Origin of the sequence: Paenibacillus agri (assembly GCF_013359945.1) — a bacterium.
In the GTDB taxonomy this organism is placed as follows: Bacteria; Bacillota; Bacilli; order Paenibacillales; family Paenibacillaceae; genus Paenibacillus_AQ; species Paenibacillus_AQ agri.
The window spans coordinates 231,122-256,767 of record NZ_JABWCS010000218.1 but is presented as its reverse complement, the minus strand read 5'-3'; the positions used below and the strand labels follow the sequence as shown (position 1 = coordinate 256,767).

The following is a 25,646-nucleotide window of genomic DNA, read 5'->3' as shown; positions in this document are numbered from 1 at the left end:
CTTCTGTCTGGTATACTGAATATACTAACCAGCCCCCACAATGTGGATTTTTGTCCGAAGCTTAAGAGAAGGGACGTTGCGGGGACCCTGAGCATACAATAGACAGATGGAATGCGTATTCCATAGAAACTGGAGGACTGAGAATGTTTTTACACGGGACGAGCCGGATTAACGATGCGGGTCATTTGGAGATTGGTGGATGTGATGTAACGGATTTGAAAGCGGAGTATGGAACACCGCTATATATAATGGACGAGCAGCTAGTCCGTCGCCGCTGCCGCGAATATATGGAGGCTTACAAGGCATCTGGACTTGGTTTTCAGGTAGCTTATGCGAGCAAGGCTTTGTCCATCATGGCTATGGTACGCTTGGCTGACGAAGAAGGCATGTCTCTTGACGTGGTATCGGATGGTGAGCTTTACACAGCGTTGCAAGCAGGATTCCCTGCAGAGCGTATCCACTTCCATGGCAACAACAAGACTTCTGAAGAAATCGAAATGGCGATTGATGCCAAGATCGGCTGCTTCGTGGCTGACAATCTCGTTGAATTGAATCTCCTGCAAGCTATTGCAGCACGCAAGGAAGTTACCGTTAACGTTCTGCTGCGTGTGACTCCAGGTGTTGAAGCGCATACCCATGAATATACCGCTACAGGTCAGACCGACTCCAAGTTTGGCTTTGACATCGGCAACGGTGCAGCTTATGAAGCTGTTAAAGTTACAAACGACAAGACAAACCTGAATCTGCTGGGTGTGCATTCGCATATCGGCTCACAGATTTTCGAGACCGAAGGCTTCCAGCTTGCTGTTGAGCGTGTAGCGGACTTTGCCCGCACCGTCAAAGAAGGACTGGATGTAGAATTCAAGGTTGTGAATCTGGGTGGGGGCTTTGGTATTCGTTATGTCGAAGGAGATACCCCGCTGCAAGTGTCAGATTATGTGAAAGCCATCACCGATGCGGTGAAGACTTACTTTACAGGAATCTACAGCTCCCTGCCAGAGATCTGGGCAGAACCGGGCCGCAGCATCGTGGCTGAAGCGGGTACTACGTTGTACACCGTGGGTACGGAGAAGGATATTCCCGGCGTTCGCAAGTACCTTGCGGTTGACGGTGGTATGACTGATAATCCGCGTCCTGCTCTGTATCAATCCAAGTATGAGGCAATGCTCGCTAACCGTGCCAATGATCCGGCGACAGAGAAGGTCTCCATCGCGGGTAAATGCTGCGAGAGTGGCGATATGCTGATCTGGGATGTTGAGCTGCCTAAGGCTGAGAGCGGTGATCTGCTGGCTGTAGCTTCCACTGGTGCATATAACTATTCCATGGCCAGCAACTACAACCGGATTCGTCGTCCGGCAATGGTCTTCGTGCAAAATGGTCAGAGTGATCTGGTCGTACGCCGTGAGAGCTACCAGGACATTATCGTTAATGATGTTGTGCCTGAACGTATTGCCAAACAGGCGGTTGCGAAGTAACAGAAGAGTTTGGAGCGAGCTGAATAACATGCAAAGCAGAACAGGCGGGCGAGTCTCCGCTTGTTTTGCTTTGTGTGTGATTTCATAGTAAACTAAGAAAAGTGTTTACCATTTGGAATTTTGAAAGGGGTCATTTACATATGGCAAAGCAAGCGAAAATTACTCTTGAAAACGGCGGCGTAGTCCTGATCGATCTGTTCGATCAAGATGCTCCGAACACTGTAGCCAACTTTGAAAAGCTGGCAAACGACGGCTTCTACAACGGTCTGGTATTCCACCGTGTTATCCCTGGCTTCGTAGCACAAGGCGGTTGTCCGAACGGAACAGGCGCAGGTGGCCCTGGCTACACTATCAACTGTGAGATCAACCCTAACAAGCATGAGCGCGGTACACTTGCTATGGCGCATGCTGGCAAGAACACCGGCGGAAGCCAGTTCTACATCTGCTACGCTCCACAACCACACCTGGACGGCGTACACACCGTATTTGGTAAAGTTGTTGAAGGTATGGATCTTGTAGATACTTTCAAAGGCCGCGACAAAATGACTTCCGTGGAAATCATCGAAGCGTAATATATTTGTGAATTTAGGCCTGCGTTCAGCAGCCGCCTGAAGCGTTAAAGCCTGATCCGCCGTGGATCAGGCTTTTTTGCGCATAAATGTACCTGTTCTCTAGAAAGAGTATTGAACAGTGTGACTTCTCATTGTAAACTTATGGAAAAGTGACGGAGGAATGTGTGGCATGTCTACAGAACCGACGACAAGTAAAAGACAAGCCCGGACGCTTAATGTTGGGCCCAGAATTGGCAGGGAAAAAACTACAGTAAGGATCATGATTGTAAAATACTGCAAAGGACATGGACATTTGGGAGCCGGTCATACCAAGGCAAAGGTGGAGGAACAAGGAGTATGCGTGGAATGCGGAGAGCTTCTGGCCTACGCTTGGAAGCGGCTTGAACACTGCCGTTTCGGTGAAAATAAGACCACCTGCGGGCGCTGCCCGGTGCACTGCTATAAGCCGGACCGGCGCAGTGAGATCAAGACTGTCATGCGCTACGCCGGTCCGCGTATGATCTGGAGCCATCCGCTAACCACCTTGCGGCATATGCTCGATGGACTGACTTCCCGGCCTTCCTGACACGACTCAGTAGGGAAGACGATTCATACGTTGGTTGCGGGACCTTACTCGCTCCGGCAGCCAAAAGAACGCTAAGTACATACACAGAAACACAACGAACGCGAAGAGTTCTTCCACCAGCAGATAATAAGGATACGGCCCAAAGTAATCCAGAACGGAATACGTGCTTGGCTTTCGCATAAGGAACATGTAGTTGGAACCCAGCATAGAATTAGCAACCCAAACGCAGGCAGCAGTAAGATTCAGGCTGAGCATCGTGAAGGCAAGGGATTTCCAGCTTGGCTTGAACCCCTCAACCCAGGTCATATACAAAGAGGCGAGAATGATAGCCCCATGTGAGATGAAGAATAATAGGAAACGGAAGTGCGGGAAAGGATATACCAGGTTAGGTGTCAGCAGAGCAATTGACGCGCCGCCGATTCCGGCAAAATAAAGAAAGGCGTATAGTATCCGGCTGCGGGTAAGCAGCATGATAGCTGACAACAGCACAGTAAGCCCACATAGCTCCAGAGGCAGCGAGGAGTCCGTTTTCCAGATTCCCTGCGAGATATACCACCACTGAAGCCCAGCCTCAGAGGAGAGCAGAATAACGGCAAGCAGCAGACGAACGGACAGGCGCAGCCGTCTCCGGGTGCGCAGAGCAAATCTGCATCCGAACAGCAGCAGGCAAACAACGAGCACCGATGCCAGAGCGATCCAATGTGAGGCTGAAAACATGGAGAAGTCGGCATCGCGGCTGCGTCCAAAGAAAGAGGAATAGCTCATAGGCAGCTCCTTAAGACGAAGTTTTTTTCTAGAAAGGTAATCTATTATGGATTCATCATAGCTGATTTCCGGGAGTTGTAGGAAGAGGATTATGCAATTATTCTCATTTTCAGTCAGATATAGAAGTTTGTCCTGCCACAAGACTTACAGCAGTAAGCCGACAGTTTCTGAAAATTCTTTGGAGTGTCGGTAAAAGTGATGCTATAATGTTTTAAAATTCCAAGCTTTGGGGAGGGTTTAGAAATGTGGAAAGAATTTAAAAGCTTTGCCCTGAAAGGAAATGTGCTCGATCTTGCGGTCGCTGTCATTATCGGTGCAGCGTTCGGGAAGATTGTCTCCTCCTTGGTGGAAGACATCATTATGCCTATTATCGGCTTGATAATTGGTGGTATCAACTTAAGCGACCTGACCTTTACCTATGGGAATGCTATTTTGAAATACGGGGTGTTTCTGCAGACCGTGGTGGATTTTTTCATTATTGCATTCTCGATCTTTATGGCTATTAAGCTGGCCAGCAAGTTCAAGAAGAAGGAAGCGGTTAAGGCGGAGGTTGCCGAAACCCCGGAACCGGCTCCCGAGGTGGCACTGCTCACGGAAATTCGCGACTTGCTGAAGCGGCAGGAACGTGGTGTGTAAGTTGCACTTACATAGGACAAGCGCCGAGGGTAAACTCCTCGGTGCTTGTTTTTTAAATACGAGTTTTCTGGAAAGGAATTCAAGCATGGATGTCATGAGGAAAGCAGAAATCTGGGAGTGGGAGTCTGAGCGGTCATGGATGGAAATTAGGACGAAGTTACCTCTGCTGTTGGTTAGTGAGTGTGAAGCCGTCATTTCTTTTGAGGCACAGAGCTTTGAGCTTCACAAGGGCAGCGTACTGCTATTGCGAGAGAATATTTCTGCGGTGATTCGCAGAGAGAACAAGGAATCCAAGGTGCTGAAAGTGATTTCCTTTGAGTGTTATCGTCTGGTAGAACATACGGAAGAAACCTTGGTGTACATGCGCAGCCATGACAAGCTTCCGGAAGTGGGTTATGTGGCTGATCAGTTGTCTCCAAAGGGCTGGCAGTTATTTCAGAAACTGATGAATCCAGCGAACCGCATGGAGCAAGCGGAAAAAGACTGGGTGCTTGGAGAATTACTCCGGCAAGTGCTGCAACGGATTGAGATACGGCGTGATTTTTCCACTGGAGAGACGATGCAGGAAGCTGTGCGGTACATCAATGAGCATTTTCATACTCCGCTTACTCGTGCGTCTATGGCGCAGATGGCCGGATTTCACGAAGGCACCTTTTCCCGGCTGTTTCAGAAATATATCGGTAGAAGCTTCACTGAGCATGTAACCAAGGTTCGGATTAATAAAGCTAAGGAATATCTATGCACTGAAGCCTTGACCTTGAACGATATCTCTCAGCGGATTGGCTATTCTGACGGTCTCTACCTCAGCCGCAAGTTCAAGCAGACCGTAGGCCTCTCTCCAAATGCGTTCCGTGCTGCACCGAAGCCGCAGCGGATCGCTGCGATCCAGTTCACCGGACATCTGCTCGCACTGGGAGTAAAGCCTGTGGCAGCCAGTCAAGTGCCATGGGAGACGTCGCAGCTGCTTCGGGATGAACTCGTCGGCACATTGAACCTGGAAAATGGCGAGGAGTGGGGACGGTTGCATGAGCTGAATATTGATCTGGTTCTTGCACCGCAGTATATCTTTCACTCCCGTGGCAGGCTGGAGAGGTACGAGCAGATTGGGCCTGTGATGACGTTGCCTTGGGATAAGCTCGATCGGCTGGAAGAGCTACGTCTTGTAGGGCGTATCATTGGCAGAGAAGAGGAGGCGGAGCAGTGGATCGGGCGTTACCATGAACAGGTTGAAGCAGGTAAAGGGCGTTTATCAGGTTTGATTGAGAGTGGTGAGACTGTTGGTCTGTATGAACTGCGTGGTGAAGATAGGGTGTGGATCTGGAATGTTACGAGCAGAGGTACCTATAATCTGTACAGTGCTCTGCAATTAACACCGCCGGAGCGGATCAGGCAGGAGGTTCTGAAGCCTGGGGAACATCTGGAGATTATCCTCGAAGATTTGCCCGATTATACGGCCGATCACATGTTTGTCGTTGTGGATGGTTTAAGCGGAGGCTATACTGCCGAGAATTTGCTTGAGGAGTACCCTGCTTGGGAGATAGCAACTAGAGGGAGCAGGCGCAGAATTTATCCGTTGGCGCTGGAAGAGTTCTGGTGCAGTGACGGCTTGGCACTGGAGAGACAATTACAAATCCAAGTGGACTGGCTCACCGGAGAGTGACAATTGTCCATGGACAATTGGTCACATTGCGAAATGGACGAAATAGCGGAGAATGAATAAGATGATTAAGAAGTTATTGAGAAAGATAATCATTATCGAAAAAAGGAGAGGTCATATGCGCCAACGCTTAATAAGCTTTCGCCTGATTGTGGGCGTCGTGATTCTGGCTCTGTTGCTCGCAGGGTGCGGAGGGAACACCGTCCAGACCCAGGAGACGGCGGCGAACACGCCACCATCTGACAGTACCAAGGCAGTGGAGGAGTCCACATCCGCAGTTGCTGAAGGACAGGGGGACACTCAGATTATCAACACCATAAACGGTGATGTTGAAATTCCTGCCCACCCCCAGAGGATCGTGACACAAGGTTATCTTGCTAACTTCCTGGTGTTCGGGGTGAAACCTGTCGGTGCGCCTTACTGGGAGTTAGAAAGTCCTCATTTGAAGCCGGATATGGTATCAGGCATTGACGATATCGGACAGATTACCGGCGAGTCGGTTGAGAAAATATTAGCCTTGCAGCCCGATCTGATCGTCACCGTAGGCGGGGATCAGAAGCTCAATGAGCAGTACAGTAAAATTGCACCGACAGTTGTTTTTCCATACGGTACCTTTGACAATGTACATACTGAAATGACTGCCTTCGGCAAGATCCTGGGCAAGGAAAAAGAAGCAGAGGAGTGGCTAACCCAGTTTGACGGGAAGGTGGGGAAGGCTCGTGAAGCCATCAAAGATATTGTGAAGCCTGACCAAACGTATTCCATTCTGGGGGCGTTCGGGAAGGAGTATTATGTCTATGGCGATGGAGTCAACAGAGGTGGACAAGCCATTTATCAGCAGCTCGGTCTGACGCCCCCAGCATCCGTGAAGAAGGATATGATCGACAAGGACAGGGATGCCATGGACATTTCACTGGAAAAAATGCCGGAGTACGCTGGTGACTATATTTTCTTTGATGTCTCTGGGGACGCAAAGTTTGATCCTGACAATCCAGTGTGGAAATCACTGGATGCCGTGAAGAATAACCGTGTTTTCTTTCTCGATCCGGACTTCTTCTGGCCTTATGACCCTATTGCCGTTGAGGCTCAGGTAGATAAGGTGGTCGAAATGCTTCAGAAGGGTCCTGACAATCGTTAAGTAAAGGGGACAAGTTTTGTGTCTGACATCCGGCATTTGCCGGGTGTTTTTTCTATATGAGGATCAAAAAGTTGTAAAGTTACGAAAAATAAGCTAATGTACAATTTATACTTGCATTTTGGAGGGGTAAGTGTTAATTTTGTTGTAAGCAACAGCTTGATACTTCAAAATGAATAAGGTATCAATCCTTCAGGGCAGGGTGAAATTCCCTACCGGCGGTGATGTTGCTGCAAGTTAGTCTTGCAGTGCTTAGTCCGCTACCCGGACCGCGCAACAACGCGGACGGTGGACCCGGTGCAATTCCGGGACCGACAGTATAGTCTGGATGGAAGAAGGAGAGATTGGCGTTTGTCCGTTAACGGGCAGGCGTACTGAAGTGTACATTAATATCATGTGCGTTATTTCACAATTCCGTTGTTTATATAACGGTTATTTGCGCACAGTTTTATTGAAGCTCTCAGTAAACTAACTCTCAACAACCCATCTAGTCTCCTCCTGGAGTCTGAGGTGGGTTTTTTAGTTATGAAGCAGCAGATGCTGCATACAAGAAGTGCAACTTACAGATCGGAGGACAGAGAAATGGATATTATGAACGACGAGTTTTACATGTCGCTTGCCCTGGACATGGCAGAACGCGCTCAAGGACAGACTGGAATCAATCCTGTTGTAGGCTGTGTTGTGGTGAAGGACGGGGCCATGATTGGCCTGGGCACGCATCTGCAACGCGGGACAGGCCACGCTGAGGTGCATGCACTGAATATGGCGGCCGGAAAAGCGGCGGGAAGCACTGCTTACGTTACGCTGGAGCCTTGCAGCCACTATGGCATTACGCCTCCTTGCAGTCAGCGTCTTATTGACGAAGGCGTGGCACGGGTGGTGGTGGCTTGTGAAGACCCTAATCCGCAGGTGGCAGGACGAGGTGTTCAAATGCTGCGTGATCATGGTATTGAAGTTGAAGTGGGCTTGCTGCGCGAACGGGCACTTCGGTTGAATGAGAAGTTTATCAAGTATATTTTGACCAAACAACCCTTCGTCACGCTGAAGAGTGCCAGCACGCTGGACGGTAATCTTGCTACTAAAACAGGTGACAGCAAATGGATCTCTGGTGAGGCTGCACGGGAAATTGTACATACCCTGCGCCATCGCCACCAGGGCATTATGGTTGGGGTCAACACGGTGATCGCTGATAATCCATCGCTCACGACGCGTATGGCGGTTCCTGGCTTCAATCCAGTGCGGATCATTATTGACTCGGCTTTGCGAATTCCACTGGATGCTGCAGTAGTGAGCGACGGGCTGGCCCCAACAATTATCGTGACTACAGGCTCGGCTGACGCGGCGAAGAAGGCTGTGCTGCAAGCAGCGGGTGTGCAGATTGTGGTTTGTGGCACAGGGCCGCGAGTGGATCTATCAGCAGCTATGGTGGCTCTTGGCGAGATGGAGATTGGTTCCATTCTGCTGGAGGGTGGCGGAACCCTGAACGGTGCGATGCTGGAGAGTGGTTTGGTAGATCGGGTAGTGCTGTTCTTCGCTCCTAAGATTGTGGGCGGTGGTGCAGAAGCCAAAGGCACCTTCGTTTTCCCGGGTGTGGAGAAGATGGCTGAAGCCATTACGCTAGAGGGATTGGAAGTAGAAGTGCTCGGGGATAATGTCTGTATCAGCGGTACTCCGGTACGCTAACGCCTGAGGAGGGATAGTGATGTTCACAGGTTTAATCGAGGAAGTCGGTGTTCTGCGCGGCATCTCCACTGGTGGTGAAATGATGGTGCTGAACATCGGGGCCTCCGTGATTATGGATGACCTGAAGATTGGCGACAGTATCGCGGTTAACGGGGTCTGCCTTACAGCAACCACGCTGGGGGATCATTATTTTACAGCTGATGTGATGCCACAGACTTTCCGGAACAGCAATTTGAAGGAGCTGCGAATCGGCAGCAAGGTCAACCTGGAACGGGCGATGGCAGCCGGTGGTCGATTTGGCGGTCATATCGTACAGGGGCATGTAGATGGTACGGGCACCTTTAAAAGCATCAAGCGGGACCAGAATGCAGTAGTGTTTGAGATCGCAGCAGACCGCAAGTCGCTGTACAAATACATCATTCCAAAGGGCTCTATCACGATTGATGGCATCAGTCTGACAGTAGTCACGGCAGGAACATCATCATTCACTGTGTCGGTTATCCCGCACACCTTGGGCGAGACGGTGCTTGGGCATAAACGGGCGGGAGATAGCGTGAACATCGAATGTGATGTGCTCGGCAAGTATGTGGACCATCTGTTGCGTTACGGATCTGCGGGACGAGAAGAGGAAGCAGAGGATATCAGCTCCGGCATAAGTCACGATTTCCTGGCAGCCAACGGATTTATTTGAGACAAAATTACGTAATTGCGGAACGAAGACGTGATTATTACACAATGACGTGATGCAGAGCAATGAAGCTTCTGTAAACGATGAGGAGGATAGAATCATGAGCGAACAATCGAAGCAGGATGTAGTCCTGGATTCCATAGAATCTGCGATTTATGATTTGATGCGCGGCAAGGTGGTCATTGTTGTGGATGATGAGGACCGTGAAAATGAAGGGGACTTCATCGCCCTGGCGGAACGCGCAACCCCTGAAGTGATCAATTTCATGATTACCGAGGGACGCGGACTGGTCTGCCTGCCGATAACGGCGGAACGGGCGGAAGAGCTGGATTTGAAGCCGATGGTCAGTCAAAATACGGATTTCCACGGTACGGCCTTTACGGTCTCGATCGACCATAAAGATACGACTACTGGCATTTCCGCAGCGGAGCGCTCCATGACAGTTAAAGCAATTATGGACCCGGAGGCGAAGCCATCCGATTTCCGCAGACCGGGTCATATGTTCCCGCTGATAGCCAAAAAAGGTGGTGTGCTGCGTCGCTCTGGACACACGGAGGCCGCTGTAGATCTGGCCCAGATGAGCGGTGCGTATCCGGCTGGAGTGATCTGCGAGATTATTAAGGAAGACGGAACTATGGCTCGTCTGCCGGATCTCATTGAGATTGCCCGCAAGCATGATCTGAGACTGATCAGCATCAAGGATCTTATTCACTACCGGAATGAGAAGGAGAAGCTCGTTACCCGCGAGGTAGCGGTGCGCATGCCAACCGATTTCGGTGAATTCCAGACGATTGCCTACTCCAATGTAGTCGATGATAAGGAGCATATTGCACTGGTCAAGGGTGATATCTCCGGTGACGAGCCGGTGTTGGTGCGTGTCCATTCCGAATGTTTGACGGGGGATGTCTTCCATTCCCACCGCTGCGATTGCGGTCCGCAATTCGAAGCTGCATTGCGTCAGATTGATGCCGCCGGCAGAGGTGTTCTGCTCTACATGCGCCAGGAAGGCCGGGGCATTGGGCTGATCAATAAGCTGAAGGCCTACAAGCTGCAGGAAGAAGGACTCGACACCGTTGACGCCAACCTGAAGCTCGGCTTTCCGGCAGACCTGCGAGATTATGGCATCGGCGCCCAGATTCTGAAGGATCTCGGTTTACAACGCATCAAGCTGCTCACCAACAACCCGCGCAAGATTAAGGGGCTGGAGGGGTATGGCCTGGAGATTGTGGAGCGTGTGCCGATTCAGATGCCGGAGAATGAGGATAATACAAACTACCTGCACACGAAGCAGGCTAAGCTTGGACATCTGCTTTCTTTTGACGACATTGAACAGAACGAGACCACTAAAGCTTAAACCGTTGATAAATAGACGAACGAAGCAAGAATCAATGAAGGAAGCACGACTGAAGCAAAGAAGCAAGAATGAATGGAAAAACAAAGGCGAAAAGGGATGATGGAGAGGATTGCGCCATCTCTCAAGTTAAAATAAGAGCATTTATGTACCTTAAACGGCACATAAAAGGGTCTTAATTGATAATAACGGCAAATTTGTATGTTAATTCCTCCGAACTGTCCCTATTTCGGTGCATTTACCGAAAATAGCATACAAAAATGCCCTTAAGTTCCTGAAATGGCATAGAACGAGGAAAATAAGGTGCAAAAATGCCGTTAATTGGGAGCTGCACCTTTTCCGCAGCAAAGAAAACCGGGTTCGGAAGCATGTGCTAAGCTGTCTCTGAAACTCAACCGTAAGTAGCAGTACAATGGAAAGAAATCTCTAGACAGCAGCGGCCGAAGCCCAAACCTTTCACCGTAATGACGATTGAGACTTATGTGATAACCGAGTCTAATATTCAAATCTTAAAATCGTTTCATTCATAATTGCCAAAATTATTGCTAAATTTCAAATAACTAAATTTCAAATAACTATATAATGAAGGGTTGATGAACAATATGCCGAATTATTTTGAGGGACATTTAGTATCCGAGGGGTTAAGATATGGAGTCGTTGTAGGACGTTTTAATGAATTCATTACCAGCAAGCTGCTGTCCGGTGCGCTGGATGCCTTCAAGCGCCATGGCGTGGCTGACGATGAAGTGGATGTTGCCTGGGTTCCGGGGGTGTTCGAAATTCCACTGATTGCCCAAAAAATGGCCGAAAGCGGCAAATATGATGCAGTGATCACGCTAGGTACAGTAATTCGCGGCTCCACAACACACTACGATTATGTGTGCAATGAAGTGGCCAAGGGTGTGGCAGCGATCAACCTCAAGACAGGCGTACCAACCATCTTCGGCGTAGTAACGACTGAAAATATCGAGCAGGCCATTGAGCGCTCCGGAACGAAAGCGGGCAACAAGGGCTGGGATGCTGCAACGGCAGCTATTGAAATGGCGAATCTGAACAAACTGCTTAAATAACACCTATTGACGAATCTACTAAAATCGTGCTTATTTATATGTATAAGAAGAAAGCATGAATGATATGAAACTTTCTACTTGTGTAGCGTCCTTGCGGCGCTGCACTTTACTTTTTTTTGGCGGGAGGAAGCCTCGTGACTGTATTGTACAAGCTGGAAACGTTTGAAGGTCCGCTGGATCTGCTCTTGCATTTGATTGATAAGGCGGAAATCGACATCCAGGACATTCCGGTCAGCGAGATCACCGAACAGTACATGGAATACCTGCAGACCATGCAGGAGCTTGAACTGGACATTACCAGCGAATTTCTCGTTATGGCAGCGACCTTGTTGTCTATTAAAAGCAAGCTGCTGCTGCCGAAGCCTCCAGTCATCGAGATCGATGACTTTGAGTACTACGAGGACGATGATCTTGATCCACGTGCCGAACTCGTACAGCGGCTGGTGGAATACCGCAAGTTCAAGAGCATTGCGGTCCAATTGATGGATATGGAAAGCGAGCGGAGTCTGATTTTCACCAAGGAGCCGGAAGATCTGGGGCCTTTCGTTCCGACCCAGCAGGATCATCCGCTTAAGGGATTACATACCGCTGACCTGATCGCGGCGTTCCGCAAGGCGCTCAGTAAAGCTGCCAGACGATCTTCCTATCAACGGATCACAAGGGATGAGATTTCAGTGAAGGATCGGATACGGGATGTGTCTGATGCGCTGCGGCGGGGTGGCCGGGGCCATAAGCTGCGCTTCTCGGCTCTGCTGGACGACGAGATGGCACGGCATGAGATCGTGGTGACATTTCTGGCGATTCTGGAGTTAATGAAGATGAAGGCAATCTATTGCTACCAAGAAAAATTGTTCGAAGACATCGTGATGGAGTGGAGAGGAGGGGAACAATTAGATGAACTACAAGGAACTGAAATCAGTTATTGAGGGCTTGCTCTTTCTGTCCGGGGATGAAGGTTTGTCTGTGCGACAAATTGCCGAGATTACGGAGCAGCGTCCGGATCTGACCGTACGAGCGCTAGATGAGCTGAAGGACGATTACAGCACACAGGAACGCGGCCTTCAGGTCGTGCAGATCGCCGGGAATTACCGTCTGGCCACACTGCCTGCTCATGCGCCATACTTCGAGCGGCTGGCTTACTCGCCGTCCCGTGCATCCTTGTCCCAGGCAGCGCTGGAGACGCTGGCGATTGTGGCATATCGTCAGCCAATCACTCGTGTGGAGATTGAAGAGATCCGCGGCGTGAAGTCGGAACGGGCGATTCATACATTGAATAACAAGGATCTCATTCATGAGGTCGGACGGGCTGAGGCCGTGGGCCGGCCCATTCTGTATGGCACGACAAAGTCCTTCTTGGACAGCTTTGGGCTGGCCAGTCTGAAGGAATTGCCGGAACCATCCAGCTTCGAGAGTCCGGATACTCTGGAAGAGGAGACACAACTGTTGTTCAGTAAGCTGGACACTCAAATGACCTTCGAGGAAATGTAATAGGCAGCTGCACAGTTTCTGTGTTGCCGACCATGATTGCAAATATACCGTTGCCCACTAGGGCGGCGGTTTTTTTTGCGCGGAAGCAGCAGTTGTCAGGCTCTGACCAGTCCATCATGCCGCGCAATATGCGTAGTATTGAATTTGAACCAATCGTCCTTTTAAATTGTTTCGATTATGCGAGGTATCGCCTGAGGCACCTTTATCACCTGAAAGCATACTATTTCTATATGATTATTAACCGTGAAGGATGGATGAGGATGCAGAATATACCGACTGCCATTGACCTGATCGGCAATACCCCGTTGATTGAAGTGCACTGTTTTGATGTGGGGCCCTCAAGATTGTTCCTCAAGCTGGAAAATCAAAACCCAGGGGGATCGATTAAGGACCGGATCGGCCTGGCAATGATCAATCATGCGGAGCAGCAGGGGCTGATTAAGCCCGGAGATACTCTGGTGGAAGCTACGGCCGGCAATACAGGGCTGGGTCTGGCGCTCGCAGCGATAACGAAGGGTTATCAATTGATTCTGGTCATCCCCGACAAGATGAGTACAGAGAAAGTAAACCATCTGCGGGCACTTGGAGCAGAGATCATTCTCACCCGGTCTGATGTGGAGAAGGGACATCCTGAGTACTATCAGGATTATGCGCAGCGGATCGCACAGGAAACGCCGGGGAGTTATTTTGTGAATCAGTTCAATAATCCGGCCAATCCGCTAGCCCATGAACTCACAACCGGGCCGGAGATTTGGCAACAGACGGGGCAGGAGGTGGATGCCATCGTTGTCGGTGTCGGCTCGGCGGGTACGCTGAAGGGGCTGACTAACTATTTTCGCAAGGTGAAGCCGGAACTAGAAATTGTGCTTGCCGATCCGGCAGGATCTATCCTTGCCGACGTTGTAGAGGGCAATCCGCTGTCTTCTCCCGGAAGTTGGCTCGTGGAGGGCATCGGAGAGGATTTCATCCCCCCACAGTTCGATCAATCGCTAATCAGCAAGGCCTACAGTGTCTCTGATCAGGAAAGTTTTACGGCTGCCCGCACTCTGCTGCGTCATGAAGGTATACTGGGCGGTTCCTCAACAGGGACACTGATCAGCGCTGCTGTAAAATATGCCAGGGAACAGCGCGAACCTAAGAATATCGTTACATTCGTATGCGACAGCGGAAACAAGTATCTTACCAAGATGTTCAATGATTTCTGGATGATTGACCGGGGGCTGATACCTAAGGAGCAGAACGGGAGCATTGCAGATCTCGTCACCCGCCAACATTCGGAACGCAGAGTGATTACAGTGGGGCCGGAGGATACGCTTTTGAATGCGCATGCCAAAATGAGTCTGTATGAGATTTCGCAGATACCGGTGCTTCTGGAGGGGCAGGTCGTGGGCATTATTGATGAATGGGATATACTGACCGCTACCGAAAGTCGTCAAGAATACGCTCTCAAAGATGAGGTCCGGCAGTATATGTCTACTGATGTTGCCTCCGTCTCGGTTAAAGACAGCCTGGCTCAGGTGATTTCTCTTCTGAAGAAAGGACTGCTTGTGATTGTTTTAAAAGAAGGAGAGTTTTATGGCGTCATCACCAAAAGTGATTACATTCATTATATGCGCCGCAAATTATCTTGAGGGAAAAAGGAGAGGTATCCAAGATGAGCGATTTCGGATTTTCCACCAGAGCGATCCATGCGGGGCAGGCGCCTGATCCTACGACCGGAGCGGTAATTACCCCAATCTATGCGACGTCCACTTTCGCTCAAGAAGCACCCGGACAACATAAAGGCTATGACTACTCCAGAAGCGGCAATCCCACAAGAACCGCATTGGAAAAATGTGTGGCTGCACTGGAGGAAGGGGAGATTGGTTTCGCCTTCACTTCGGGACTTGCCGCTGAAGCAGCGATCCTCGATACCCTTCCACGCGGTTCGCATCTGATTGTGACCGATGACCTGTATGGAGGTACCTTCCGCCTGCTGGACAAGGTGAAAAAGGATGCACTAGAGCTGGACATTTCCTACATTGATTTATCAGAGCCGGAGACCGTGGAGGCTCACATTCGCAGCAACACCAGATTAATCTGGGTGGAAACACCAACGAACCCCTTGCTGAAAATAGTGAATTTGCGCAAAATTGCAGCGATTGCCGCCAAGCATAAACTGATCAGCGTATGCGACAATACGTTTGCCTCCCCCTACCTTCAGCAGCCGCTGAAGCTGGGCTTTGACATTGTTGTACATTCCGCAACCAAATATTTGAACGGGCATTCCGATGTGATCGCAGGTATCGTTGTGGCGAAAGAGAATGATGATGTGGCACAGCGGATTGGTTTTTTGCAAAATGCTACCGGTTCCCCGCTCCCGCCGTTTGATGCTTTTCTGCTGCTTAGAGGCATTAAGACTCTATCGGTACGGATGGAGGCCCATTGCCGCAATGCCCTTGCCATTGCTGAATTTCTGGAGCGTCATCCGAAGGTCGAGAAGGTGATTTATCCCGGACTGAAGGCAAGTCCGTATCATGAGACGGCTAAAGAACAGATGCGCGGCTTCGGCGGGATGGTGACCTTTTTTGTCAAAGGAGGAGCGAAGGAAGCAGCCACAGTCGTTAAACAGACTCAACTGTTCACCTTGGCGGAAAGCCTGGGCGGTGTCGAAAGCCTGATCGAAGTCCCGGCTGTCATGACCCATGCTTCAATTCCCCAAGAGACTAGGGAGCAAATCGGAATTTACGACAACCTGATTCGCCTGTCTGTTGGCATTGAAGATACGGATGATCTGATTGCTGACCTGCAGGCGGCTCTTGAGCATGTGTGACAAATAGAATGAACCTTTAAAATTCACATGCTGGAAGGGTGACGTTGAAGAAGCTTGCTTGGGTTTTCGGCGGCTGTTGGGTTGGCGTATAAAGTTCTGGGGCTGGGTAAGCTTCCGATTTGGACGTTTTGCTTTCCCGTGACGCACGGTTTATTCAGCCTTCGGGGCTGGAATGAGCCGTGCTTTTTGCTGTGATTAGCTGGAACAGATGATATTTTTGGGCTGCACCGAATTTTTTCCAACCTTCCTTCCCATACTAAACCAATAGTTCCCATGATTAAGGATGCCTGGAGGTTAATTTGTGACATTATGGATCGTAGTTCCCATTGTCTTGTTGCTTCTTGTGATTGTAATGATCCTGTCCTCCTCCCTCCATTTTCATTTCCGGCTGTGCAGGGTGGGCAAGGACGACAGAGTGGAGTTCGACGTGACGACTCTATTTGGACTTTTAAAGTATCATTATGAGCTTCCCAAGGTGATCTATGCGGGGATTGAGCGGGGGGTACGGGTAAAGATGGAGCGTAGCGGTCTGGCGCCGGTCAGAAGTGAGCAGGACAAAGAAGGGGATATCGATAAGGAGACTGTGGACAACTGGCTGGACTCGATCAAAAAGATGCTGAAAGCGACCCGCTACTTTAAGAAATGGTTCAAAAAAACAGCCTCCCATGTCCATATAACAAAATTAGACTGGTCCACGGATTTCTCGCTGGAGGATGCCGCATTGACAGCTACAGCTGCTGGCGCGTTATGGGGCCTCAAATGGAGCTTAGCCGGCTGGCTGTCGCAGTGGATGAGGATGGAGCAAGGACCGCGGCTTTTTGTAAAACCCGTCTTCGAGGATAACTTTAGCTTTTCTTCAGAATTGGTCTGTACAGGAAAAGTGTCTATCGCTTATATGCTGTATGCCGGGGTAGGACTACTGCGCCGAATTTCCAAGGAAACGGGAGGTCTGCGGCAGTGGAAGGCATTGCTTAGCAAATCACGTGCAGCTAAAGGGCATCATTCTTCCTGAACGATACCGGCTTACATACAAACGGGCGATGATGGGGATGATATCGCTGTAGAATAATGACTTTTCCCAGAAGCCAAAGGAGGACAAGAATATGAGTGATCATCCCATTCAAGGTCTAATGCAGACTGCTATGGAAAATATCAAAGGTATGGTTGATGTCAATACGATTGTAGGCGATGCAGTAGAAACACCGGACGGTAGTGTAATTTTGCCTATCAGCAAGGTAGCATTTGGCTTTGCCGCAGGTGGTAGTGATTACCGTGTCGAAGACGACGGCTCATCAGGCAGTGTGACCGGATCTCAAGCGGGAGTCAAGCTGTTGCCTTTTGGAGGCGGTAGCGGTGGCGGGGTATCCATCCGGCCGATTGCTTTTCTCGTTGTAGGTAAGGGCGGCGTGCATATTGTTCCGCTGGATAATCAAACCCATCTGTTCGAGAAGCTCATCGATGCGACCCCGGGGCTGATCGACAAAATCCAGTCCATGTTCCAGTACAACGCCTCTGTCGCTACGACGACAACTGAAAAAACCGTAACCAAGAGCGACACTACGCCATCGACCCATTAAATATCACATCTGCTGTAAGACTTCACATCAAGCTTGGCTGAATCAGGGAGATCGCCTTATCGGCGGTGTCCCTTTTTTTGGAATCAGGATAGATGTAAGCAGGATGAGAGGGCTTCAATGAGGATTTTCAAAGAAGGATAAGCCGGGCTGAAGGACATACCTTCCCGCCTGTCCGCATACACTTGTACTATATAAGCGCTAAGAAGCCGGAGGATAAACATGAAGACAATAAACCGTATATGCTCAGTTGCTTTAATAATATGCCTTGTGGCGCTTCTGGCGCCCCTGCCGTCACTCCAGGCGGAGAACAGCTCCATTTCCACACATGCCAGGGCAGCGGCACTGATAGATGTAGAGTCCGGACGTATTCTGTATAGCAGCCGCGGCGACGAGCCGATGCTAATTGCCAGCCTGACGAAGATCATGACGGCCATCGTGGCCATAGAGAACGGGAAATTAAGCGATAAGGTGAAGGTAGGCAAGAACGCTTTTGCCAAGGAAGGGTCTTCATTGTTCCTGAAGAACGGGGAAGAGATGACTCTGGAAAATATGCTATACGGCTTGATGCTGCGCTCCGGCAACGATGCGGCGACCGCTATTGCTGAGCATGTGGGAGGTTCAGAGGAAGGTTTTGTGTACCTGATGAACACCAAGGCGGAGGAGCTGGGGCTTACGCGCTCCCATTTTGCCAATCCGCATGGACTGGATGCCGAAGGGCATTACTCCAGTGCCAATGATCTGGCGAGGCTGACAGCATACGCGATGCATAATCCTGTTTTCAAGCAGATCGTTAAGACAGAAGTGAAGACTGCAGATAATCCTTATGAGAAGTGGGACTACAAGTGGCTCAATAAAAATAAAATGCTGCGTCTGTACGAAGGGGCGGATGGGGTAAAGACCGGGTATACGAAAAAAGCGCTGCGTTGCTTAGTCAGCTCCGCTACTCGAGGCGGGCAGCAGCTCGTCGCAGTGACACTGAACGATGGGAATGACTGGAATGATCATGCGGCGCTGCTTGATTTTGGCTTCACTCGTTATCCGCTTAAAACTGTCGTAGAACGCGGAGAAAAGATCAAGGGGCACGAATATGTAACTGGGCAGGATTTTGCGTATCCATTCAGCCCGGGGGAAGAGGCAAGACTGGTCACTAAGCTGATACTGAACGAGCCTTCAACAGCAACAGCGTCCCCAAAAACGGCTCGAAGTACGGATTTTGGACTGCGAGGTGTGTTGGTTCTCCAATTGGGCGGCCAAGAGATTGGCCGGATTCCGGTTTATCAGCCGGGCACGCTTCCTCCCGAACAGACACCATATGCGAAGAAATTCAACTCGGCTATGGCAGCGGAGTATCCGGCACATACCTGGTTCCAAGCCCTTGGCAGTGCGCTGCGAGCGTTGTTTGGCCGGATCCATCACCAATAGGGGAAGCTGAAAGTGGGAGAGGGAGGGCTTATCCATGATTAACGGAATCTGGCTGGGGATGATCGTCATTGGCTTTTTGTTTGCGGCGGTTAATGGCCGCATGGATGAATTTACGGCAGCGGTATTTGACGGGGCGAAGAACGGGGTTACTGTAAGCTTCGGATTAATCAGTGTGCTGGTGTTCTGGTTAGGCATTATGAGGATTGCAGAAGACGCCGGATTATTGAAAAAAATCGCCAGGGTGCTCGGCCCTGTCGTAGCCTTTTTGTTTCCCGATGTGCCCAAAGGTCATCCGGCCATCGGCTATATTCTTTCCAACATGAGCGCGAATCTGCTCGGTCTTGGTAATGCTGCGACCCCGATGGGCATCAAGGCGATGCAGGAGTTGCAAACTCTCAACCCTGATAAGGACACAGCCACGCCGGCCATGTGTACCTTGCTGGCCCTGAATACGGCCAGCATCACACTGATCCCGGCGACACTGATTGCGATACGGCTTAACTATGGCTCGACCGATCCGGCAGGGATCGTCGGCACGACGCTTGCCGCTACGGCGGTAGCCACTCTGGCCGCCATCATGGCTGACCGAATGTTCAGGCGGCTCACGCTGATGCGCAAGCCCCCCAAACCGCCTGCACAAGGGACGAATAAGTCCATTAGCGGGAGTAGAACGCTTCCTCATTCCTCATTGAAAGGGTGAACGTGTCGTGCTGCATTTTATCAGCCTTATCTCGGCCTGGGCGATTCCGGTTCTGATCACGTTCATACCGCTGTACGCCTTCTCGCGGAAAGTCCCCGTCTATGAATCTTTTGTAGAAGGCGCCAAAGACGGCTTCAGCACCGCTATTGGCATCATCCCGCATCTGGTCGGGATGATGGTCGCCATCAGTGTATTCCGCGCTTCAGGAGCGCTCGATTACCTGATGGGCTTCGTGGCCCCCCTGATGCAGGGCCTGGGGGTGCCGTCGGAGGTGCTGCCGCTAGGTCTCCTGCGGCCGCTGACCGGAACCGGGTCGCTGGCTTACACCACCGACCTGATCCGTGTACACGGCCCGGATTCGCTGATCGGCATGATTGCCTCCACCATCCAGGGCAGTACGGACACCACACTGTACGTGCTGACCGTCTACTTCGGGGCCGTCGGGGTCCGCAACGGCCGCTACGCGCTCAAGGTAGGCCTTTTCTCCGATGTCGTCGGTTTCGTGGCTGCCATTGCCATTTGCCTGCTCTTATTCGGATAACGGGGTATTAAAGCAGCATTGGTCTAAAGGGTGAGGCGAGCGAGGTACGAGCAGAATGGTAATAGGCAGGAGAGTTGGAGTCTCCAGTAAGACTCTTTGAACAACATGGGAGGGTCTCTCTCGCTCAGCGTCGGGTTGCTTCCAGCCTCGGGAATACGTAAAATAAGAGCAATTTTGTACCTTAGTTCGGCGGCAACAAAGGGGCGGGACCCATTAAGGGCATTTTTGTATGTTAATTATTCAGGTATACCACCTTTTTATTGTTATTTAGGAAAATAAGGTACAATAATGCACTTAATTCCCTTTTTCACTCTAAAATCATCAATTTAAGGTACAAAAATGACGTTATTTTTACGCTGAGTAGACTTTAGAAAAAGAAACGTTACATGAACGAAAACGGTGAGGATAGCAACTGTAGCCGCACAAGAGACCAAGTGAAAACTGGGGTTTTCTGATTCACTGAATTTGTATGTCAGCTCCACATTGTGCGCGTTACATCAGTTCCCAGGTCAGTTCTCGGTCAGTCCTCGGTCAGTCCTCGGTCAGTCCTCGGTCAGTCCTCGATAAGTCCCTGGAAGTCTCATGAAATGAATACATCTTGCTTTTGTTCTCTGTCCTCCGTATCTCTCCGTATCTGTCCGCATCTCTCCGTATCTCCCTACCCGTAATCTCCCCCTTTTGCAAAGTACAAGATATTAACCGATAGTTCGTCACCCAGCTCTACTTCTGGGCATATGCTATTGCAGCAATGTGTGGAGGGAGAGATTCTGCTGATGACGTACAAAGGTTTTATTCTACACCATTCCCGCTGCCCGTCAATTAACGGTAAAGGCTTCGATTTCTGGGTCGGGCAAGACGGATCCATTTATGCCGCCCCGCTGCTCACCGATCCAAATTATATTCATCTCTGTCTGGAGGGAGATTACAGTACAGCTGAAAGTGCGCCGGAGCCACAGCGCAGAAAGGACCAGCTGTTTGCCACAGGCAAACTGATTCTGGAGCTGACCTCGCGCTACCGAATGACCCCACTTCTTATCGAACCCCACAGCAATTCTTGCCCTGGTGCATTTTTTCCGTGGAATGAACTTGTGATTTATCCCTCGGGTGGTTATCATTAGTCTGAGGTGACTAGTCGAAAATGGAAAGATTACAGAAAGTTTTGGCACAAGCTGGCGTTGCATCCAGACGCAAATGCGAGGAATTGATTTTGGCCGGCAAAGTAGAGGTTAACGGGGAACTCGTGACCACACTGGGTACGAAGGTGGACCCCGCCCAAGATATTATCAAGGTCTCCGGCAAAGAAATCCGGGGCGAGAATAAAATCTATATTATGTTCAACAAGCCCAAGGGCGTAATCACAAGTGCTTCCGATCCTAAAGGCCGTAAGGTCGTTACGGATTATTTGAAGGGCATCAACGAGCGGGTATACCCTGTTGGCCGCCTGGACTATGATACGGAAGGATTGCTGCTGCTGACCAATGACGGCGAATTCGCCAATCTGCTGACGCATCCGAAGCATCATGTTCCCAAGACGTACCTGGCCACGGTTAAGGGTGTACCACATGGCAGCGCGCTGGACAAGCTCAAGGCGGGCATCAAGCTTGAGGATGGCATGACAGCTCCGGCAGAGGTGGAGTACAAGGATATCGATGAAGCCAACAAGGAAGCGGTAATCAGCATCACAATCCACGAAGGCCGTAACCGTCAGGTTCGCCGGATGTTCGAGGCTGTCTCTCATCCCGTTATTCGTTTGAAACGGATTTCGTTCGGAGATATTTTGCTGCAGAATCTCAAACGTGGCTCCTATCGCCATTTGACTAAGGATGAAATCAATCATCTGCAGCAAATTGCCAAAAATGGATTGCTTAAGTCAAAAACACCACGCAAGGACACATAAAGTTCACAATTTGGCGCCCTAAAGTTGTGACAATATTCGTTATAATGTTCATAGGATGTTCACACCTAACAACTAAAGTAACGAGTTGCGTCGCAGAAGGGGGCTTCATGTGTGGGCAAAGCTAGAAAACCGGTTCAGATTGTAATTTTATTACTGGTAGTCCTGCTTGGCGGCTATGCCATCGCTACCTCCGTATTTGGAGGGGACGGGAAACCCAAGGAAGGCAGCAAGGCGCCAGCCTTTGAGCTGTTGGGCTTGGACGGCAAAGCTCATACGCTCGATGAGTACAAAGGTAAGGCTGTCGTGCTGAATTTCTGGGGCTCCTGGTGTGCGCCATGCGTGAAGGAAATGCCAGCTCTCCAGGCACAGTGGGAGAAATGGAAGGATCAAGGCGTTGTTGTCGTAGGCGTAAATGTAGGCGAAGACCAAATGACTGTGGAAAACTTTGTGAAGATGGTAAACATCAATTTTCCGATTGTTATGGACCCGGGGCGGGATGCAGTACGCAGCTACGGGATTTCGCCGATGCCTACGACTTTTTTCATTAATAAAAAGGGCAAGGTGGACAGTATTCATATCGGTCAGCTTGATCTGGATACGCTGGATTCACAAATCGGAAAGCTGGTGGGCCCATGAGCGGACGGACGCCGTTAATTACCAACACCAAATGCGAATGCGGACATCAGAATCCGGTTGGCACAGTCCTCTGCGAAGCCTGCGGCAAGCCGCTTGACGAAACGGGGAATTCCAGTGAAAACCTTGAAATGCGTTATGACGGTGTAGCCCGCCGTTCACAACGTTCCAACCCGAATGTGATCGACCTCGTCTGGAACTTTTTTTCATCCGTCAAAATTGCCATCTATCTGATCGTTTTAACACTGCTTGGCTCCATGCTGGGAACCATCTTTCCGCAGGAGAGTACCTTTCTCAACATCGATGCTTCAACGTATTACAAGGAGCAATACGGAACAGCAGGGCACATCTATTATAAGCTCGGACTATCCCATACATATGAATCCTGGTGGTTCGTCCTGCTGCTGGTAATGATCGGGGCCTCGCTCGTGATTTGTAGCCTTGACCGCGTGCTTCCACTTTATAAAGCGCTAACAAGACAGAAAATCCGCAAACACCGACAGTTCCTGACCCGGCAAAAGGTCGTGCTGGTCACGGAAATGGGGGAAGAGCCGGAGGAATGGGTCGGCCGGATATCTCAGCCGCTGAAGAAGCGTGGTTACCGTGTCATCACGGAGGGCGGGGCGCTACTCGCCGAGAAACACCGCTTCAGCCGCTGGGGGCCATACGTCATACATATCGGCCTGATTATTTTTTTACTTGCCGTACTTGCGAGAGGGTTGCCGGGTCTAAATATGGATCAGCATCTTGCCTTTCCGCAAGGGGAGGTTACGCCAATTCCGGATACGACCTTTTATCTTAAGAATGAGAAATTCACCGTAGAATTCTACACCGAAGCTGAAATGCCGGAAGAATTCCGGGGCAAAAAAGTGCTGCCCAAGCTGTACGAAACTAAGGCGGTCCTGTACGAATGTATAGCAGACTGTGGGGATCCGACGCGTACACCGCAGCTAAAAGAAGTGGCCGCACATGATATTCAGGTCAACTCTCCTTTGAGCTACAATGGTTTGAAAGCGTATCAGTTTGATTATGATCTCACCCCTGTCCTGCGTTCAGTACAGCCGGAACTTAAGAATAAGGTGACCGGGGAAGCGTACGGCAAATTCAAGCTGGAGATGAAGAATCCGCAGCGCAGCTTCGAGGCAGGACCTTATACGCTTACCCTGAAAGAGAAGTACATGGACTTTGGTCTGAACGAGAGCGGGCAGCCAGTGTCCAAAACGCCATATCCCAATGCACCGGCGTTTCTCTTCCTGATCAAGGGACCGGGCCTGCCGGCAGATGGTCAACAGTACTTTTATTTCCCTAAGCAGGTTGACAAGGTGCAATTCCAGCAGGAAGGCATCAACGACAAGCTGGGCGGGGCAGATCGCTTTCTGGAGCTTGAAGTCAGCAGCATGCAGGATGTCGATTTTTCCGAATCTACGGCATACCTGAATGTGCGTGTGGACCGGGCCATGCCTTTTGTATGGATAGGTGCGGGTATAGTGATGTTAGGCCTTGTCCTGGGCTTCTACTGGCAGCACAGACGCATCTGGCTAACCGTCCAGAACGGAGAGCTAATCCTAGGAGGACATACGAACAAGAACTGGTTCGGATTTCGACGTGAGATCGTATCCATTCTGGAGAAGGTAGACATGGTAGTGGATGAAAAATCATTGGACAACGGGGGAGGTCAAGCATGAGCTTACTCGATTTCAGCAGTGATGTTTTTATAGCCGCCTTTTTCTTATACAGCGGTTCGTTCATGCTATTCACGATTGCCATTATGGGCCGGAAGTGGTCTGGTCGCAAACCGGAGGAACACACTGCCCGCTGGGGCCGAATTGCTTTTATCGCCTCTTCACTGGGACTATTGTGCCACATGGCTTATTTCTTTACCCGCTGGGCAGGGGCAGGTCATATCCCGGTTAGTAATATGTATGAATTCATGACCTTCCTGTCGATGATGGTGATGGTTGCGTTTACCGTGATGTTCGCTATTTACCGTAAAATCTTGCTGGGACTGTTCGCAGTTCCTATCTCGATTATTATTATGGCTTATGCTGCTGTGTTCCCGCAGGAGGTTCAGCCGTTGATCCCTTCGCTGAAATCTATCTATCTGAACATCCACGTTACGCTGGCAGCGCTGGGCGAGTCGTTCTTTGCTGTTGGTTTTGCCGCGGGACTCATGTATCTCCTGCGCACTGTGAACTTCACTAGCAAGGAGAAGAATGACCGGAAGCAGCAACGGCTTGTTGAATTTACCTTGTTCTCTATTATTGTCATCATAGCCTTTCTGGGGTCGGTTTTTGCTTTCCGGGGAGCCGGATACGAATCGATTTTTGTCCGCGAGAACGTTACGATTGACAGCCCTGGGCAGGAAGATAGTACAATAGAGAGAGTGAGTTATAAAATGCCGCCTATTGTGGCACCTTACCATAGCGAAATTGAGAGCTTCCAGCCCTTCCTGGGCATGAAAAAACCGTTGTTTGAAGCGCCTTCCTGGATGAATGGCGTGAACGCGGGACGGAAGTTTAATACCGTAATCTGGTCGCTCCTTTCCGGGCTAATTCTCTACGGGTTGATTCGGCTAATTATCCGCAAACCGCTGGGAGCAGCCCTGCATCCCGCAATGGACGGTATCGACGCTGATGATCTTGATGAGATCACCTACCGGGCGATAGCGATAGGCTTCCCGATTTTTACACTGGGGGCTTTGATTTTTGCAATGATATGGGCTCAAGTGGCTTGGGGAAGATTCTGGGGTTGGGACCCCAAAGAGGTCTGGGCTCTTGTCACCTGGCTGTTTTATAGCGCCTATCTCCATTTACGGCTTGCTCGCGGATGGCAGGGACGCAAGTCCGCATGGCTCGCCGTACTCGGCTTTTTGGTCGTAATGTTTACCCTGATTGGCGTTAATCTGGTCATTGCCGGACTTCATTCCTATGCAGGAACGGATTAAGCGGTAAGTAAATCTGCCAAAACAGCCGATAGTAA

25 protein-coding genes and 1 riboswitch are annotated in these 25,646 nt (G+C 50.3%); of the genes, 24 read left to right on the top strand and 1 reads right to left on the bottom strand.

Annotation, left to right across the window (positions count from 1 at the left end):
* Window positions 1-143 precede the first annotated feature (143 nt).
* From lysA to HPT30_RS23590, 3 genes are all read left to right on the top strand, one after another.
* Entirely contained in the window at window positions 144-1,475 is a 1,332-nt protein-coding gene (gene lysA, locus HPT30_RS23600; RefSeq protein ID WP_175373748.1) for a diaminopimelate decarboxylase, read from the top strand.
* 140 nt (window positions 1,476-1,615) lie between these two features.
* Complete coding sequence (locus tag HPT30_RS23595) at window positions 1,616-2,047, top strand: peptidylprolyl isomerase (RefSeq protein ID WP_066363457.1); 432 nt, start codon at window positions 1,616-1,618, stop codon at window positions 2,045-2,047.
* Between the two features lie 169 nt (window positions 2,048-2,216).
* The gene (locus HPT30_RS23590) at window positions 2,217-2,612 is read left to right on the top strand and encodes a nitrous oxide-stimulated promoter family protein (RefSeq protein WP_175373747.1); all 396 of its coding nucleotides are present in this window, start codon (window positions 2,217-2,219) and stop codon (window positions 2,610-2,612) included.
* A 6-nt stretch (window positions 2,613-2,618) separates the two neighbouring features.
* On the opposite strand, the gene HPT30_RS23585 is transcribed toward HPT30_RS23590, so the two are convergent.
* A complete protein-coding gene (locus HPT30_RS23585; protein WP_175373746.1) occupies window positions 2,619-3,377 on the bottom strand; it encodes a YwaF family protein in 759 nt (252 codons plus the stop codon).
* A gap of 243 nt (window positions 3,378-3,620) precedes the next feature.
* Between HPT30_RS23585 and mscL the strand changes: the two genes are divergently transcribed.
* The 21 genes from mscL to ccsA all read left to right on the top strand — a co-directional run bounded on the left by mscL (window position 3,621) and on the right by ccsA (window position 25,611).
* Complete coding sequence (gene mscL / locus HPT30_RS23580; RefSeq protein ID WP_175373745.1) at window positions 3,621-4,013, top strand: large conductance mechanosensitive channel protein MscL; 393 nt, start codon at window positions 3,621-3,623, stop codon at window positions 4,011-4,013.
* A gap of 94 nt (window positions 4,014-4,107) precedes the next feature.
* A complete protein-coding gene (locus tag HPT30_RS23575) occupies window positions 4,108-5,673 on the top strand; it encodes a helix-turn-helix domain-containing protein (protein WP_175373744.1) in 1,566 nt (521 codons plus the stop codon).
* Window positions 5,674-5,788: 115 nt separating this feature from the next.
* Entirely contained in the window at window positions 5,789-6,808 is a 1,020-nt protein-coding gene (locus tag HPT30_RS23570; protein WP_175373743.1) for an ABC transporter substrate-binding protein, read from the top strand.
* A gap of 181 nt (window positions 6,809-6,989) precedes the next feature.
* A riboswitch (FMN riboswitch) is annotated at window positions 6,990-7,149 on the top strand.
* A gap of 238 nt (window positions 7,150-7,387) precedes the next feature.
* The gene (ribD, locus tag HPT30_RS23565; protein WP_175373810.1) at window positions 7,388-8,488 is read left to right on the top strand and encodes a bifunctional diaminohydroxyphosphoribosylaminopyrimidine deaminase/5-amino-6-(5-phosphoribosylamino)uracil reductase RibD; all 1,101 of its coding nucleotides are present in this window, start codon (window positions 7,388-7,390) and stop codon (window positions 8,486-8,488) included.
* Between the two features lie 19 nt (window positions 8,489-8,507).
* Window positions 8,508-9,179, top strand: a complete 672-nt coding sequence (locus HPT30_RS23560) for a riboflavin synthase (RefSeq protein ID WP_175373742.1) — start codon at window positions 8,508-8,510, stop codon at window positions 9,177-9,179.
* A 97-nt stretch (window positions 9,180-9,276) separates the two neighbouring features.
* Window positions 9,277-10,530 (top strand): bifunctional 3,4-dihydroxy-2-butanone-4-phosphate synthase/GTP cyclohydrolase II, encoded by a 1,254-nt coding sequence (locus tag HPT30_RS23555; RefSeq protein WP_175373741.1) that lies wholly within the window; start codon window positions 9,277-9,279, stop codon window positions 10,528-10,530.
* A gap of 599 nt (window positions 10,531-11,129) precedes the next feature.
* Complete coding sequence (gene ribH / locus HPT30_RS23550) at window positions 11,130-11,597, top strand: 6,7-dimethyl-8-ribityllumazine synthase (RefSeq protein WP_066365462.1); 468 nt, start codon at window positions 11,130-11,132, stop codon at window positions 11,595-11,597.
* 134 nt (window positions 11,598-11,731) lie between these two features.
* Window positions 11,732-12,523 carry a segregation and condensation protein A gene (locus HPT30_RS23545; RefSeq protein WP_175373740.1) on the top strand — a complete coding sequence of 264 codons (792 nt, stop codon included), beginning with the start codon at window positions 11,732-11,734 and terminating at the stop codon, window positions 12,521-12,523.
* Entirely contained in the window at window positions 12,492-13,085 is a 594-nt protein-coding gene (gene scpB, locus HPT30_RS23540; RefSeq protein WP_175373739.1) for an SMC-Scp complex subunit ScpB, read from the top strand. Before HPT30_RS23545 ends, scpB begins: the two co-directional genes overlap by 32 nt.
* A gap of 260 nt (window positions 13,086-13,345) precedes the next feature.
* Complete coding sequence (locus HPT30_RS23535) at window positions 13,346-14,716, top strand: pyridoxal-phosphate dependent enzyme (RefSeq protein ID WP_217622499.1); 1,371 nt, start codon at window positions 13,346-13,348, stop codon at window positions 14,714-14,716.
* A 23-nt stretch (window positions 14,717-14,739) separates the two neighbouring features.
* The gene (locus tag HPT30_RS23530) at window positions 14,740-15,897 is read left to right on the top strand and encodes a cystathionine gamma-synthase (RefSeq protein WP_175373737.1); all 1,158 of its coding nucleotides are present in this window, start codon (window positions 14,740-14,742) and stop codon (window positions 15,895-15,897) included.
* Window positions 15,898-16,198: 301 nt separating this feature from the next.
* A complete protein-coding gene (locus HPT30_RS30725) occupies window positions 16,199-16,909 on the top strand; it encodes a DUF2953 domain-containing protein (protein ID WP_175373736.1) in 711 nt (236 codons plus the stop codon).
* Window positions 16,910-17,000: 91 nt separating this feature from the next.
* Window positions 17,001-17,474: a GerW family sporulation protein gene (gene ytfJ, locus HPT30_RS23520; protein ID WP_175373735.1), complete on the top strand. Its 474-nt coding sequence runs from the start codon at window positions 17,001-17,003 to the stop codon at window positions 17,472-17,474.
* 219 nt (window positions 17,475-17,693) lie between these two features.
* A complete protein-coding gene (locus HPT30_RS23515) occupies window positions 17,694-18,896 on the top strand; it encodes a D-alanyl-D-alanine carboxypeptidase family protein (RefSeq protein WP_175373734.1) in 1,203 nt (400 codons plus the stop codon).
* Between the two features lie 34 nt (window positions 18,897-18,930).
* Entirely contained in the window at window positions 18,931-19,596 is a 666-nt protein-coding gene (locus HPT30_RS23510) for a nucleoside recognition domain-containing protein (protein WP_175373733.1), read from the top strand.
* A 7-nt stretch (window positions 19,597-19,603) separates the two neighbouring features.
* Window positions 19,604-20,137 carry a spore maturation protein gene (locus HPT30_RS23505; RefSeq protein WP_312876362.1) on the top strand — a complete coding sequence of 178 codons (534 nt, stop codon included), beginning with the start codon at window positions 19,604-19,606 and terminating at the stop codon, window positions 20,135-20,137.
* A gap of 773 nt (window positions 20,138-20,910) precedes the next feature.
* Entirely contained in the window at window positions 20,911-21,255 is a 345-nt protein-coding gene (locus tag HPT30_RS23500) for an N-acetylmuramoyl-L-alanine amidase (RefSeq protein ID WP_175373732.1), read from the top strand.
* 20 nt (window positions 21,256-21,275) lie between these two features.
* Entirely contained in the window at window positions 21,276-22,034 is a 759-nt protein-coding gene (locus HPT30_RS23495; protein WP_175373731.1) for a pseudouridine synthase, read from the top strand.
* 111 nt (window positions 22,035-22,145) lie between these two features.
* Window positions 22,146-22,670, top strand: coding sequence for a thiol-disulfide oxidoreductase ResA (gene resA / locus HPT30_RS23490; RefSeq protein ID WP_175373730.1), 525 nt, complete (start codon window positions 22,146-22,148; stop codon window positions 22,668-22,670).
* Window positions 22,667-24,352: a cytochrome c biogenesis protein ResB gene (resB, locus tag HPT30_RS23485; protein WP_175373729.1), complete on the top strand. Its 1,686-nt coding sequence runs from the start codon at window positions 22,667-22,669 to the stop codon at window positions 24,350-24,352. Before resA ends, resB begins: the two co-directional genes overlap by 4 nt.
* Window positions 24,349-25,611, top strand: a complete 1,263-nt coding sequence (ccsA, locus tag HPT30_RS23480; protein WP_175373728.1) for a cytochrome c biogenesis protein CcsA — start codon at window positions 24,349-24,351, stop codon at window positions 25,609-25,611. Before resB ends, ccsA begins: the two co-directional genes overlap by 4 nt.
* Window positions 25,612-25,646 lie beyond the last annotated feature (35 nt).